The organism is Methylobacterium fujisawaense, assembly GCF_039619325.1.
Taxonomy (GTDB): Bacteria; Pseudomonadota; Alphaproteobacteria; order Rhizobiales; family Beijerinckiaceae; genus Methylobacterium; species Methylobacterium fujisawaense.
In genome coordinates, this window is sequence record NZ_CP155000.1 from 6,468,888 (window position 1) to 6,482,372 (window position 13,485).

Here is a 13,485-nt window from a genome sequence, read left to right on the forward strand (position 1 = left end):
GCCCGCCCGCCGGGCCGCGCCCATCCGCGCGCATCGATCGCGCCCGCAGGGAGGCCGGACGGCCGTGACGCTGCTGCTCGCCGGATTCTGGCCCGGGCTCGCCGGGGCGGCCGCGCTCGGCCTCGTGGTCGGGGCGCTGGTCGGCTGGCCGGACCGGCTCGCCGCCTCGCTGGGACTTTGCGTGGTCGCGGGGCTCGTGGCCGCGGCGGCGCTCGCCGGGTTCGTGCCGGGCCTGCCCGGTCTGTGGCTCGACGGCGCGGGCCTGATCCTGCCGGTCTACTGCGCGGCCTGCGCCCTCGGGGCGCTGGGGCGCCGCCTCGTCGTCCGGGATTGAGGGTTCGGGAACCGGTCCGCCCCCCGGCGGCGTTCATCCGGCAACAGGGCCCCGAGGGCCCGCCCCGAACCCGGAGAGGCCGCGATGCCCTGGACCGTCGAAAGTCCCCATCCCGCGAGACGCCGCGCCGTCCGACTGCCGCGCCCCCGCGCCGGCGCCGCCGCCACCGGCCTGTTCCTGGCCGGACTGATCCTCTCGGCCGCGACGGTGCCGCTGATCGAGCCCGCCGACGCCACCACCGCCGCCCACACCACGCAGGCCGCGCTCACCCCTCCGGCCCGCTGAGCGAGGCAACCCGCGCCCGCCCCCGAGGGTTGTCCGCCGGGGCCCGTCCGGCCCGAACCGTGGGGGAGACGCGCATGGGACTGCTCGAATCGGCGATCGGCGGCGTGCTGGGCCAGGTGTTCGGCGGGCAGAAGCAGGGCGCCGGGGGCATGTCGCCCCTGGTGAAGGCGCTGTTGATGCTGCTGCTGGCCAAGGGCGCCAGCGGCGGCTTCGGCGACATCTTCGGGCGCGGGGGACGGGGTGAGCCCGGCCCCGAGGCCGACCGCTCCGGCGGCGCCGGCCCCTACGGCCGCGATCCCGGCCAGCACCCCGCCGATGCCGGCGGACGCCGCCCCGACGACGGGGGCGATATCGGCGGCTTCGACCAGTATGGCGGCCGCCGCGACGGGGGCCCGGAGGGGCCGACGGATCCGTCCCTCCCGCCCGGCGACTTCTCGGATCTGTCCGGCATGCTCGACGGCCCCGGCGACGCCCCGGCCCCGAGCCGCGCCGCCCCGGAGGGGCAGGGGGATCTCGGCGGCCTCGACGGGCTGGTGGACCGCTTCCGCCAGGGCGGCCTCGGCGACGTGATCGAGTCCTGGATCGGCCCCGGTGCCAACCGCCCGGTGGCCCCGGACCAGCTCGCCCGGGCGCTCGGCCCCGACACGGTGGACACCCTGCAGAGCCAGACCGGGATGGACCGGGACACGCTTCTCGCGCAGCTCGCCGAGGCGTTGCCGGAGGTGGTGCACACGCTCACCCCGCAGGGGCGGGTGCCGGGGGAGGCGGAGCGGCGGGGGTGGTGATAATAAGCGTGCCTAATGCAAAAAGCATTACTCTCAACGGCACACCTTTTGATTTCACACCTTAATCTTGATCAGCCCGATATCCATTCTATTAATAAAATCACTTGGGCGCAGAGAATGCGGCCCGACATCGATAGATTGAGGCATAGGAGAAACAATTGAACTTGTCGCTCGGCGAGCAAAATTCTTCTTTGCTTCTGGCCAATTTGACGTTCTACCCGCAATCTGGTCAGCATGCGCTAGCAGACTGGACTTGTTTCTATGCTCATCCATCGAAACAGTCCTCGCCTGATATAGGGGCAATTTTTGACCAATCAGTCTGGCTGACAGTACTAATGTACTCTGCCTCTAGTTCCGCGGACAATGACCCTCGCGCAACTCCCTTGGGGATACCACGACTCGGCGCCCCTGGATCGCGTGCGTAGCCTTGAGCATCCTTTCTTGGAACCATTTCAAAAAGATCTAGGAATCTTGAGGGGGCCACTCCTACAAACGAGGAAAATTTTACGGCATCAGTTTCCGCATCTCGATCATCGTCGACTGAGATTGCCTGTTTATATAATTTTTTCGCGCGACTTTTTGGATACGGCTCGATGTAAACAACTCTTTCTATACCTGATGCGATTATGTGTCGCGCGCACATGTGGCATGGAAAAGTAGTACAATAAAGCGTTGACTGTCTCAGTGAGATACCGCGCAGCGCCGCATCACATATCGCAGCCATTTCCGCGTGAACAATGCGGCCGAACTCAAGTATACTTGAGACCATAGCGCTCGATAGTGGCTTTTCTTCTGAGAAAAGCGCGACCTGCGCAAGCTCGTCAGAACTCATGGACTGTTTTTCTAACAACAGCCACTTGGCTTTTTTCAATTTTTCAAATATATCTGAAACTATCTCTTTCTTTGCCGCAGCAGCTGCATCCTGACCTATCTTGTAGTCTCTATAATCAGCGTCACTGCCAGATACATCGTCCCAGTTCACACCTCCACCAGCTCTCGGCACTTCATTACATCCCGTCGAAAGGATCTCGCCGCTCTTTGTAGCTATGACAGCTCCGACCTGCCGAGATAGATCGGCCGATCTTTGCGCGGCAGAACGCGCATGAAACATCAACAATTCATCAATATTAGGAGTTATAAAAGGAGCGCCGAATAGCAACTGTATAAATCTTCTGACATCTTCACGCAAATTATCCCTTGAACGAAAAAATACATCCGCCGTCGGATAAACATCTTCGAGACGCTGCCCCCTCACGGAAGAAGACTCTTTTCGATCAATATCCGAAAGCGTCTTGGCACGAGATTTGAATGCATCAAAATCAGAATTATTTCTGCTGCGAGCGATTTTATTGCTTAGATTCTCGATCCGACGCTCAGCGTTCTCATAGATAGAGATCAGGAAAACTCTCTGGCCATAAAGCGCCCTTAATGTATCAATTTCTTCCCGCCTCTTCAAAGAAGAAATTATAAAGCAATTACTTTCCAATGGGACGCCGCCGCTGCCGGCCTCGATCTCTTGTCTAATTTTGCTTATCTCTGTAATTGCCAATCGAACCATGGCGTCATTGAAGCCGACCGCCTCTCGGATGCGATTGCCCGCCTCCATACTTCTTCTTATTCGAAGATCTTCAAATTTAATTGATTTCAGTATTTCACATCCAGGGATTTCCCTCATCAGAGCACTGAGCCTGATGACGTGCGGATTGTACCCGACATCCCTTAGTTCTGTACTTAGTGCGGCTACCACCGCATTAGTATCAGTGCCAGAAGCCGCACAAAGGCAAAAGATAAGCTCCGGCCGATAAATCTCGCTCACGTTGATTTTCCGCACGAAAATACGCAGAAAAACAACTTAAGCTTGAGTCAGCTTTAGCGCAAGAGTTCTGTTCAAGGCACATCGCTGGCGATGCCGGACAAATTTTTATGTGGCCGCCGCCCAGCTGATAAAATAATTCTCCACCAAATCAAACAATTTTATACTCGCCGCATCACCAGCGACGCATTCGTCCCGCCGAAGCCAAAAGAATTCGACAGCACGACATCTACCCGCTTCCGCTTCGCCTCGAACGGCACGAGGTCGATCTGGGTCTGCACGGAGGGGTTGTCGAGGTTGAGGGTCGGCGGGATGACGTTGTCGCGCAGGACGAGGATCGAAAAGATCGCCTCGACCGAGCCGGCCGCGCCCAGCAGGTGGCCCACCGAGCTCTTGGTGGACGACATGGTGGCGTTCGCGGCGGCGTCGCCCAGGAGGCGCTCCACGGCCTTCAGCTCCAGCTCGTCGCCCATGGGCGTGGAGGTGCCGTGGGCGTTGATGTAGCCGATCTCGGACGGCGAAATCCCGGCTCGCTTCACCGCGGCGCTCATGCAGCGGAAGGCGCCGTCGCCGTCCGGGGACGGGGAGGTGATGTGGTAGGCGTCGCCCGAGAGGCCGTAGCCCACCACCTCGGCGTAGATCTTCGCGCCGCGGGCCTTGGCGTGCTCGTACTCCTCCAGCACCACGATGCCGGCGCCCTCGCCCATGAGGAAGCCGTCGCGGTCGCGGTCGTAGGGGCGGGAGGCCTTCTCCGGCGTGTCGTTGAAGCCCGTGGTCAGCGCCCGGCAGGCGGAGAAGCCCGCGATCGAGAGGCGGTTCACCGGCGATTCGGCGCCGCCCGCCACCATCACGTCGGCGTCGCCGAGCGCGATCAGGCGGCTCGCGTCGCCGATGGCGTGGGCGCCCGTGGAGCAGGCCGTCACGACCGCGTTGTTCGGGCCCTTCAGGCCGTGGGCGATCGAGACCTGGCCGGAGGCGAGGTTGATGATTCGGCCCGGGATGAAGAACGGCGAGATCCGGCGGGGCCCCTTCTCGTGCAGGGTCACGGAGGCGTCGTAGATGCCGCCGATGCCGCCGATGCCGGAGCCGATCAGCACGCCGGTGGCGCACTGGTCCTCGTGGCTCTTCGGCGCCCAGCCGGCATCCTTGAGGGCCTCGTCGGCCGCCGCCATCGCGTAGACGATGAACGGATCGACCTTCCGCTGCTCCTTCACCTCCATCACGAGGTCGGGGTTGAAGGTGCCGTCGGTGCCGTCGCCGAAGGGGACCTGCGCGGCGATCCGGCAGGGCAGGTCGGCGGATTCGAAGCCGCGGATCGGGCCGGCGCCGCTGTCGCCCGCGATCAGCCGGCTCCAGGTGTGCTCCACTCCGCAGCCGAGCGGCGTGACCATCCCCAGACCCGTGACCACCACCCGCCGCATGTGCCCTGTCCCGTCTTGAGGCGCAGCCCCGCCGGCAGAGCCGCGGTCGCGCATCGTCCTAACGCCCTCGGCGGCGGAATCGGTCCCGGCGGGACCCGTCACGCCTCCGAGCCTTGAAACGCATAACGGCGCGGGGGCTGTTTCGCCTCACCCGCGCCGCGTCAAACCCGGTCCCCGGCGCCTTTAGGCGGCGGAGTTCTTCTCCAGGAACTTCACGGCGTCGCCGACCGTCTGGATGGTCTCGGCAGCGTCGTCCGGGATCTCGACGTTGAACTCCTCCTCGAAGGCCATGACCAGCTCGACCGTGTCGAGGCTGTCGGCACCGAGGTCGTCGATGAAGTTGGCGCTCTCGACCACCTTCTCGGGCTCCACGCCCAGGTGCTCGACGACGATCTTCTTCACGCGCTCAGCGATATCGCTCATCGGTCTTCCGTCCTCGTCCTTTTGGTCTGTCAGTCTTCTCGGGGTGGTGCCGTGGCCGCGTCGCGCCCTTGCGGGCTTGTTGTGACGGGCCGGTGTCCGATCGCGCGTGCTTCTGAGGTGAACCGGCGCGTGAGCCGGGACGCCCCCGCCGGAGGGCCTTGGACTGAAAACCCGCTGAACCGTCAACCCCCTGTACGGCTGCGGGGCGTGGTAGCACAGGGTTCCCGCCCTGGCGAGGGCCCGTTCAGAAAGCCTTCATGGGTGTGGCACTTGCGTGTCGGAGGGGGTGATTCGCGCGCGATCGTCGCCGGTTCGAGACCGGTCTTCGCACACTAGTACATGGCCATACCGCCATTCACGTGCAGCGTGTGCCCGGTGACGTAGGCCGCCTCCGCGGAGGCGAGGTAGAGACAGGCCGCCGCCACCTCCGAGCCTTCGCCGAGCCGCCCGGCGGGCACGCGGGCGAGGATGCCCTCGCGCTGCTTCTCGTTGAGGGCGTCGGTCATGGGCGAGCTGATGAAGCCCGGGGCGATGCAGTTGACCGTGATCCCGCGCGAGGCGACCTCGGCGGCGAGCGCCTTGGTCATGCCCACGAGGCCGGCCTTGGCGGCGGCGTAGTTGCCCTGGCCGGGATTGCCGGTGCTGCCGACCACCGAGCCGATATTGACGATCCGCCCGGAGCGGCGGCGCATCATGCCCTTCACGGCGGCCCGCGACAGGCGGAAGGCGGCGGTGAGGTTGACGGCGATCACCTGCTCCCACTCCTCGTCCTTCATCCGCATGAACAGGTTGTCGCGGGTGATGCCGGCATTGTTCACGAGGATGTCCAGCGGGCCGATCGCGGCCTCGGCGGCCGGCACGAGGCCCTCCACCGAGTCCTTGTCGGACAGGTCGGCGGCGACGGGGCTCGCGCGCTCGCCGAGTTCGGCGGCGAGCGCCTCCAGGGCCGCGGGCCGCGTGCCCGAGAGCGCCACGGTGGCGCCCTGGGCGTGCAGCGCCCGGGCGATCGCCTGGCCGAGGCCGCCGGTCGCGCCGGTGACGAGGGCCTTGCGGCCGGTGAGATCGAACATGCGGGGCTCCTGTCGGATCAGAGCGCGAAGGCGGCGACGTCGGCGGGCGTGCCGACCGCCGTGGCGCTCGCCTGGGGGGCGATGCGCTTGACGAGGCCGGTCAGCACCTTGCCGGCGCCGAGTTCGTAGAACCGGTCGACGCCCGTCGCCGCCATGGCGGCGACGCTCTCGCGCCAGCGCACGGTGCCGGTGACCTGCTCGACCAGGGCCGTGCGGATCGCCTCCGGATCGGAGACCGGGGCGGCCGCGACGTTGGCGTAGAGGGTGACGCGCGGGGCCTTCAGGGCGACGGCGGCCAGCGCCCGGGCCATGGCCTCGGCGGCCGGGGCCATCAGGCGGCAGTGGAACGGCGCCGAGACGTTGAGCATCACGGCGCGCTTGATCCCGCGGCCGGTGGCGATGCCGATGGCGCGCTCCACGGCCGGCCGGTCGCCGGAGAGCACCACCTGGCCGCCGCCGTTGTCGTTGGCGACGTCGCAGACCGCGCCGCCGCCGGCCTCGTCGGCCGCCGCCTCGGCGACGGATCGGGCGGAGTCGAGATCGGTGCCGATCAGCGCCGCCATGGCGCCCGCGCCCGGCGCCACCGCCTCCTGCATCGCCTCGCCGCGCAGGCGCAGCAGCTTGGCGGCATCCGCGATCGTGAGGCTGCCGGCGGCCGCGAGGGCCGCGTACTCGCCCAGCGAATGGCCGGCCACGCAGGCCACGTCGCGTTCGAGGTCGAGGCCGCGCTCGGCCTCCAGCACGCGCAGCACCGCGAGGCTCGCCGCCATCAGGGCCGGCTGGGCGTTGGCGGTGAGGGTCAGCTCCTCGACCGGCCCCTCGAACATCAGCCGCGACAGGTTCTGGTTCAGGGCGGCGTCGACCTCGTCGAGAACGGCCCGGGCCTGCGGGAAGGCCTCCGCGAGGTCCCGCGCCATGCCGACCGCCTGACTGCCCTGGCCGGGAAAGATGAGTGCGCGCATGTTGCGTCCTGATCGCCGGCACCTTTCGGCGCGCGAACGCCGCCCGTGTCGGCCGAAACTCTGGAATGGGGCGCGCACTCGCACCCGCGGCCGTGGGTGTCAACAATGCGCCGCACCATGACGCCGCACCGACGCCGCACAGCCGCCGCACCGACGCCGCACCCGGGCCTCGGCGCGCCCGGCCCGCAGCGCTCGCCGGAGGCGCGCCCGGCGCAACCCGCTGTGCTTGTTGCACAACGGCATCCGGTGTAGAGTGGCGCCATACCCGACATCTTCCGTCGCTCAAGCCCAAGGAGCCGCCCCGCATGGCGCGCGTCACCGTCGAAGACTGCATCGAGAAGGTCGAGAACCGCTTCGAGCTGGTGCTGCTGGCGAGCCACCGGGCCCGCCTCCTGGCCGCCGGCGCCCCCCTGACCATCGACCGCGACCGCGACAAGAACCCCGTCGTGGCCCTGCGCGAGATCGGCGACGAGACGATCACGGCCGACGACCTCAAGGAGCAGCTGATCCACTCGATGCAGAAATACGTCGAGGTGGACGAGCCGGAGGCCGAGACCGTGCCGCTGCTGTCGAGCTCGCCGGCCGCCGCCGCGGTGGCGCCCCAGTCCTCCAGCGACGACGCGGCGGTCCAGTTCGACCGCATGAGCGAGGAAGATCTGCTCCGCGGCCTCGAGAACCTCGCCCCGCCGGTCGAGACCGACGACGAGGGCGAGTGAGCCGGACACCGTGGGCCTGGATGCGCACGACCTGACCGAGACCGGACCCGGCGGAGACGCCGGGTTCTCTCGTTCCGAGGCCGGCCCGGCGCCGGAGGGTTTTCCCCCGCCGGGGGCTGGCGCCGGCCCGGCGGTTGCGGAACAATCGCGCGTGATCCCGACCCCACGCACGACCCAGGAAGCCCCGGCCCCGTCCCGGCGGATGATGCGCCAGTACGAGCTCGTGGAGCGGGTCAAGCGCTACAATCCGGCCGCCGACGAGGCGCTGCTCAACCGCGCCTACGTGTACGCCATGCAGGCGCACGGCACGCAGAAGCGCGCCTCGGGCGACCCGTTCTTCGCCCATCCCCTCGAAGTCGCCGCGATCCTCACGGACCTCCACCTCGACGACGCCACCATCGTGGCCGCGGTCCTGCACGACACCGTGGAGGATACCGAGGCGACGCTGGAGGAGATCCGCCGGCTGTTCGGGCCGGAGATCGGCGCCCTGGTCGACGGCCTGACCAAGCTCAAGCGCCTCGACCTCGTCTCCAAGCAGGCGGCGCAGGGCGAGAACTTCCGCAAGCTGCTGCTCGCGGTGGCGGCGGATGTGCGCGTGCTGCTGGTCAAGCTCGCCGACCGCCTGCACAACATGCGCACCCTCCAGCACATGCGGGAGGACAAGCGCCACCGCATCGCGCAGGAGACGCTGGACATCTACGCGCCGCTCTCCGGCCGCATGGGCATGCAGGAGTTGCGCGAGGAGCTGGAGGATCTGGCCTTCCGCAACCTGGAGCCGGAGGTCTACGCCACCATCACGCAGCGGCTGGCGCGGCTCACCGCCAAGTCGGAGAGCGTGGTCGAGACCATCGCGCAGGTGCTCACCGAGAAGCTCGCCGCGCAAGGCATCACCGCGGAGGTGAGCGGCCGGCAGAAGCGGCCCTTCTCGATCTGGTCGAAGATGGAGCGCAAGTCCGTCGCCTTCGAGCAGCTCTCCGACATCTTCGGCTTCCGGGTCGTCGTCAACACCGTGCAGGAATGCTACGCGGCGCTGGGCATCGTCCACACCAGCTGGCCGATGGTTCCGGGCCGTTACAAGGACTACATCTCGACCCCGAAGCAGAACGATTACCGCTCGATCCACACCACGGTCATCGGGCCGAAGAGCCAGCGCGTCGAGCTGCAGATCCGCACCTGCGCCATGGACGACATCGCCGAATACGGCATCGCGGCCCACGCGCATTACAAGGAAGTCGGCGCCGAGCTGGTCAAGGATCCGGGACGCGCCGAGGGCAGCGTGCATCCGCGGCTCGCCGGCGAGAGCGGCGCTTACCAATGGTTGCGCCGGACCATCGAACTCCTCGCCGAGGGCGACAGCCCGGAGGAGTTCCTGGAGCACACCAAGCTGGAGCTGTTCCAGGACCAGGTGTTCTGCTTCACCCCGAAGGGCCGGCTGATCGCCCTGCCGCGGGGGGCCACGCCGATCGACTTCGCCTACGCCGTGCATACCGACGTCGGCAACACGGCGGTGGGTGCCAAGATCAACGGCCGGATGGCGCCGCTTCTGCACGAACTCGCCAACGGCGACGAGGTCGAGATCAGCCGCTCCGACGGCGCCTCGCCCCCGGCCGCCTGGGAATCGCTCGTCGTGACCGGCAAGGCGCGGGCGGCGATCCGGCGGGCGACCCGGGCCGCCGTGCGCCGGCAATATGCCGGCCTCGGCCGCCAGATCCTGGACCGGGCCTTCGAGCGCGCCGCCAAGACCTTCTCGGAGGACAAGCTGCGCGGCGCCCTGCCGCGGCTCGCCCGCGCCACCACCGAGGACGTGTTCGCCGCCGTGGGGCGGGGCGAGATGTTCTCGGGCGACGTCGTCCGCGCCGTCTATCCCGACCACCGCGACGAGCGCCGGCCGTCCCCCGCGCAGGGGGCCGCCAACGGCGCCGGCCGGCTGGTCCGCTCGGCCGACCAGACCATGCGGCTCACCTTCCAGGGCGCCGACGGCAAGGAGGGCGCCGAGGATCGCAGCGACGCGATCCCGATCCGGGGCCTCGCGGGCGACCTTCCCGTGACCTTCGCGCCGAATGGCGGCGCGGTCCCGGGGGATCGCATCGTCGGCATCCTGACCCCCGGCGTCGGGGTCACCGTCTACCCGATCCAGTCGGCGGCCCTCGCCGCCTTCGACAACGAGCCGGAGCGCTGGCTGGACGTCCGCTGGGACACGGAGGCGCTGGGCGGCGAGCGCTTCCCCGCCCGGCTGGCGCTGAAGTCGATCAACGAGCCGGGCGTGTTCGCCCAGATCGCCCAGGTGATCGCCGACCACGACGGCAACATCGACAACATCTCGATGAAGCGGCGCACCCAGGATTTCACCGACATCACGATCGACCTGTCGGTCTGGGATCTCCAGCATCTCAACGCGATCATCGCCGAGCTGCGCGGCAAGCGCCCGGTCAACAGCGTGGAGCGCGTGAACGGCTGAGGCCGGGTGCCCGCGCACGGCCGGGCCCCGACGCATCTGAGGTTTACGGGATCGACTTCCGTAAACCTCTTTCTTCAGCGCAGAAGCCCATTCGATCAATCACCCGAGCCATTGATCCAGGTTTCCAGAGCCGCACATCTCCGTGCTCTGCTTGACACGGACGCGTTTGAAACGAATGGTCCAGTCGCCAGAGCGGCGGCCGCACGCACACGGACCGCGTCGTTACGCGCTGGATTGCAAAGCTTGGCGCCCCCGATCGCGGAGCACCGCCCCGGCCAGCCGCCGTCGGCGGACCCTGGCCGTTTGATTAGACGATTTCCTGTCACCCACGATTTTCCGGGATCTGACCTGTTCATGCCCACAACCCAACGCAGCGCCATCTTCATCGACGGCGCCAATCTCTATGCCACCACCAAGGCCCTCGGTTTCGACATCGATTACAAGAAGCTGCTCAAGGAATTTCAATCGCGCGAGAACCTTCTGCGCGCCTTTTACTATACCGCCATGATCGAGGATCAGGAATATTCATCGATCCGCCCCCTGATCGACTGGCTCGACTACAACGGCTACCGCGTCGTGACCAAGCCCGTGAAGGAGTTCACGGATTCGATGGGCCGGCGGAAGTACAAGGGCAACATGGACATCGAGCTGGCGATCGACGCCCTCGAACTCAGCACGCATATCGATCACATGATCCTGTTCTCGGGCGACGGCGATTTCCGCTCGCTGGTCGAGGCGATGCAGCGGCGGGGCGTCAAGGTGACGGTGATCTCCACGATCCAGACCCAGCCGGCGATGATCTCCGACGAGTTGCGGCGGCAGGCCGACGAGTTCGTCGACCTCGCGAGCCTCGCGGGCCGGATCGGGCGCGATCCGGGCGAGCGTCCGGTCCGGGCGCCCGGCGAGGCGCCGAGCCGTTACCGCGGGGAGGGCCGGACGAACCCGGGCCTGGAGAACCGCTACGGCATCCGCCAGCCGGAAGCCGAGGAGTAGGCCCTCAGGCGCCCGGCCGGTCGAGCCAGGCGAGAACCTGCCGGGCGCTCTGGTCCGGCGGGAAGACCGGGTAGAACAGCGCGCTCACCACGCCGTCGTCGATCACCAGGGTCAGGCGGCGCAGCAGCACCGCGCCGCCGGCCTCGAAGACCGGCAGGCGCGCCGCGATGGCGAAGGCCCGGTGCGGGTCGGCGAGGAGCGGGAAGGGCAGGTGCAGGCGCTCGGCCGCCTCCCGCTGGTAGGCGCTCGTCTGGGTCGAGAGGCCGAAGACCTGGGCGACGCCCCGGGCCTTCAGCTCGGCGTGGTGGTCGCGGAAATCGCAGGCCTGCGGCGTGCAGCCCCGGGCACCCGGGATCGCGTCCCAGTCGGGGGTGAGGCCGGGCTTCCCCGGCTCGCCGGTGCGCGGATACGCGTAGGCGACCGTGCGCCCGGAGAGCCGCGCCAGCGAGACGGTGCGTCCATCCGTTGCGGTGAGCGCCACGTCGGGCAGGCGCATCCCGCGGAGATGGGCGGCCGCGCCGTCGTCGACGGGAACGGGCAGGTCGTCGGGCAGGACGTCGTGGCTGGATGGCATGGGCCGCACCTCGTATGCGCGAGTCCGGGCCGCCGCACCGGCGGAGGCGGGATCATGCGACGGCGCGGGATCGTCGCCAAGGCGATCCTGTCCGCGCCCCCGGCGCATCCGGCTCAGACACGCCGGCCCCGGAACCTAGGCCCGGAACCTAGCCCCGGTCGCGCAGCAGCCGGGCCCGGTCGCGCTGCCAGTCGCGCTCCTTCACCGCCTCGCGCTTGTCGTGGGCCTGCTTGCCCTTGCCGAGGCCCAGCTCGACCTTCGCCCGCCCCTGGTCGTTGAAGTAGATCTTGAGCGGCACCACCGTGTAGCCCTGCCGCTGGGTCGCGCCGATCAGCTTGTTGATCTGGCGGCGGTGCAGCAGCAGCCGGCGGGGGCGCTTGGTGTCGTGGTTGAAGCGGTTCGCCTCCAGGTATTCCGGGATGTAGGCGTTGAACAGCATCAGGTCGTTGCCGGAGGGACCGGCATAGGCCTCGCCGATCGTCGCCTTGCCGCCGCGCAGGGACTTCACCTCGGTGCCGGTCAGCGCGATGCCGGCCTCGAGGGTGTCCTCGATGGTGTAGTGGTAGCGCGCGGCGCGGTTGTCGGCGACGATCCGCCGGCTGGGCTCCGGTTTCGGGGCCATGCGGGTGCCTCTCAGTCGACCAGGAGCCCGGCATGCCGCAGGGCGTCGTCCACGATGCGCTTCGTGGGCTCCGTCACCGGCACGAGCGGCAGGCGCAGCTCCTCCTGCATGTGGCCGAGCCGGGCGAGCGCGTACTTCACCGGAGCCGGGTTGGCCTCGGCGAACAGGCCGGTCTGGAGCGGGAACAGCTTGTCCTGGAGGGTCAGCGCCCTGGCGTAGTCCCCCGACAGCGTCGCCTCCTGGAGGTCGGCGCAGAGACGCGGGGCGACGTTCGCCACCACCGAGATGCAGCCGTGGCCGCCCTGGGCGTTGTAGCCGAGCGCCGTCGCATCTTCGCCTGAAAGCTGGATGAAGCTCGCACCCATGGCCTGTCGCTGCTGGCTGACGCGGTCGATCTTGGCGGTCGCGTCCTTCACGCCGGCGATGTTCTTCAATTCGAAGAGCCGGGCCATCGTCTCGACACTCATGTCGATGACGGAGCGCGGCGGGATATTGTAGATGATAATCGGAATGCCGACCGCATCGTTGACGGCCTTGAAGTGGGCGTAGAGGCCCGCCTGCGTCGGCTTGTTGTAGTACGGCGTCACCACGAGGACGGCGTCGGCCCCCGCGCGCTCGGCGTGCTGCGCCCGCTCGACCGCCTCGGCGGTGGAGTTGGAGCCCGCACCCGCCACGACCGGCACGCGCCCGCCCGCCTCGTCGATGCAGGCCTCGACCACCCGGTCGTGCTCGGAATGGGTGAGGGTCGGGCTCTCGCCGGTGGTGCCGGTCGGCACGAGGCCGTGGCTGCCCTGCTCGATCTGCCAGCGCACGAATTTCCGGAAGGCGGCTTCGTCGAAGGCCCCGTCGCGGAAGGGCGTCACAAGCGCGGTGAGCGAGCCCCGCAGGCGGCTCCCGGTCATCTCGGTCATCTCAGGCGTCCCAAAGGGTCCCAGTTGGGATTTCGGCGGTCTCGGCGCCGCACGCGGTCCGCATCGTACGGGCGCGGACGGGCAGACATAGGCGGTCGCGCCACGGCGCGCAAACAGA

General features: G+C 67.8%; 15 protein-coding genes. 6 read left to right on the forward strand and 9 right to left on the reverse strand.

Features of this window, described 5'->3' with window-relative positions:
* Positions 1-64: 64 nt before the first annotated feature.
* From ABC766_RS30860 to ABC766_RS30870, 3 genes are all read left to right on the forward strand, one after another.
* The gene (locus ABC766_RS30860) at positions 65-334 is read left to right on the forward strand and encodes a hypothetical protein (RefSeq protein WP_043757120.1); all 270 of its coding nucleotides are present in this window, start codon (positions 65-67) and stop codon (positions 332-334) included.
* 84 nt (positions 335-418) lie between these two features.
* Positions 419-619 (forward strand): hypothetical protein, encoded by a 201-nt coding sequence (locus ABC766_RS30865; protein WP_345820306.1) that lies wholly within the window; start codon positions 419-421, stop codon positions 617-619.
* A gap of 74 nt (positions 620-693) precedes the next feature.
* Positions 694-1,404: a YidB family protein gene (locus tag ABC766_RS30870; protein WP_345820307.1), complete on the forward strand. Its 711-nt coding sequence runs from the start codon at positions 694-696 to the stop codon at positions 1,402-1,404.
* Positions 1,405-1,458: 54 nt separating this feature from the next.
* Here the strand turns inward: ABC766_RS30870 and ABC766_RS30875 are convergent, their stop codons facing one another.
* The 6 genes from ABC766_RS30875 to fabD all read right to left on the reverse strand — a co-directional run bounded on the left by ABC766_RS30875 (position 1,459) and on the right by fabD (position 7,093).
* The gene (locus tag ABC766_RS30875) at positions 1,459-1,677 is read right to left on the reverse strand and encodes a hypothetical protein (RefSeq protein ID WP_345820308.1); all 219 of its coding nucleotides are present in this window, start codon (positions 1,675-1,677) and stop codon (positions 1,459-1,461) included.
* Positions 1,670-3,220, reverse strand: coding sequence for an anti-phage dCTP deaminase (locus ABC766_RS30880; protein WP_345820309.1), 1,551 nt, complete (start codon positions 3,218-3,220; stop codon positions 1,670-1,672). Before ABC766_RS30880 ends, ABC766_RS30875 begins: the two co-directional genes overlap by 8 nt.
* A 158-nt stretch (positions 3,221-3,378) precedes the next feature.
* Positions 3,379-4,638, reverse strand: a complete 1,260-nt coding sequence (gene fabF, locus ABC766_RS30885; RefSeq protein ID WP_043383014.1) for a beta-ketoacyl-ACP synthase II — start codon at positions 4,636-4,638, stop codon at positions 3,379-3,381.
* A gap of 183 nt (positions 4,639-4,821) precedes the next feature.
* Positions 4,822-5,061: an acyl carrier protein gene (locus ABC766_RS30890; protein ID WP_007559070.1), complete on the reverse strand. Its 240-nt coding sequence runs from the start codon at positions 5,059-5,061 to the stop codon at positions 4,822-4,824.
* Positions 5,062-5,393: 332 nt separating this feature from the next.
* The gene (gene fabG, locus ABC766_RS30895) at positions 5,394-6,131 is read right to left on the reverse strand and encodes a 3-oxoacyl-[acyl-carrier-protein] reductase (RefSeq protein WP_043355943.1); all 738 of its coding nucleotides are present in this window, start codon (positions 6,129-6,131) and stop codon (positions 5,394-5,396) included.
* Positions 6,132-6,148: 17 nt separating this feature from the next.
* A complete protein-coding gene (gene fabD, locus ABC766_RS30900; RefSeq protein ID WP_043355941.1) occupies positions 6,149-7,093 on the reverse strand; it encodes an ACP S-malonyltransferase in 945 nt (314 codons plus the stop codon).
* 305 nt (positions 7,094-7,398) lie between these two features.
* On the opposite strand from fabD, the gene rpoZ reads away from it, so the two are divergent.
* From rpoZ to ABC766_RS30915, 3 genes are all read left to right on the forward strand, one after another.
* On the forward strand, positions 7,399-7,809 hold the full coding sequence (gene rpoZ / locus ABC766_RS30905) for a DNA-directed RNA polymerase subunit omega (RefSeq protein ID WP_010685409.1): 411 nt from the start codon (positions 7,399-7,401) through the stop codon (positions 7,807-7,809).
* A 202-nt stretch (positions 7,810-8,011) separates the two neighbouring features.
* Positions 8,012-10,267, forward strand: coding sequence for a RelA/SpoT family protein (locus tag ABC766_RS30910; RefSeq protein WP_043355937.1), 2,256 nt, complete (start codon positions 8,012-8,014; stop codon positions 10,265-10,267).
* Positions 10,268-10,621: 354 nt separating this feature from the next.
* Positions 10,622-11,260, forward strand: a complete 639-nt coding sequence (locus tag ABC766_RS30915) for an NYN domain-containing protein (protein WP_043383019.1) — start codon at positions 10,622-10,624, stop codon at positions 11,258-11,260.
* Between the two features lie 4 nt (positions 11,261-11,264).
* Here ABC766_RS30915 and ABC766_RS30920 read toward each other — a convergent pair whose 3' ends face one another.
* The 3 genes from ABC766_RS30920 to dapA form a co-directional block, all read right to left on the reverse strand.
* A complete protein-coding gene (locus tag ABC766_RS30920) occupies positions 11,265-11,834 on the reverse strand; it encodes a peroxiredoxin (protein WP_345820313.1) in 570 nt (189 codons plus the stop codon).
* Between the two features lie 148 nt (positions 11,835-11,982).
* Positions 11,983-12,456, reverse strand: a complete 474-nt coding sequence (gene smpB, locus ABC766_RS30925) for an SsrA-binding protein SmpB (RefSeq protein ID WP_043355930.1) — start codon at positions 12,454-12,456, stop codon at positions 11,983-11,985.
* Positions 12,457-12,467: 11 nt separating this feature from the next.
* Positions 12,468-13,367 (reverse strand): 4-hydroxy-tetrahydrodipicolinate synthase, encoded by a 900-nt coding sequence (dapA, locus tag ABC766_RS30930; protein WP_043383024.1) that lies wholly within the window; start codon positions 13,365-13,367, stop codon positions 12,468-12,470.
* Between the last annotated feature and the right edge of the window lie 118 nt (positions 13,368-13,485).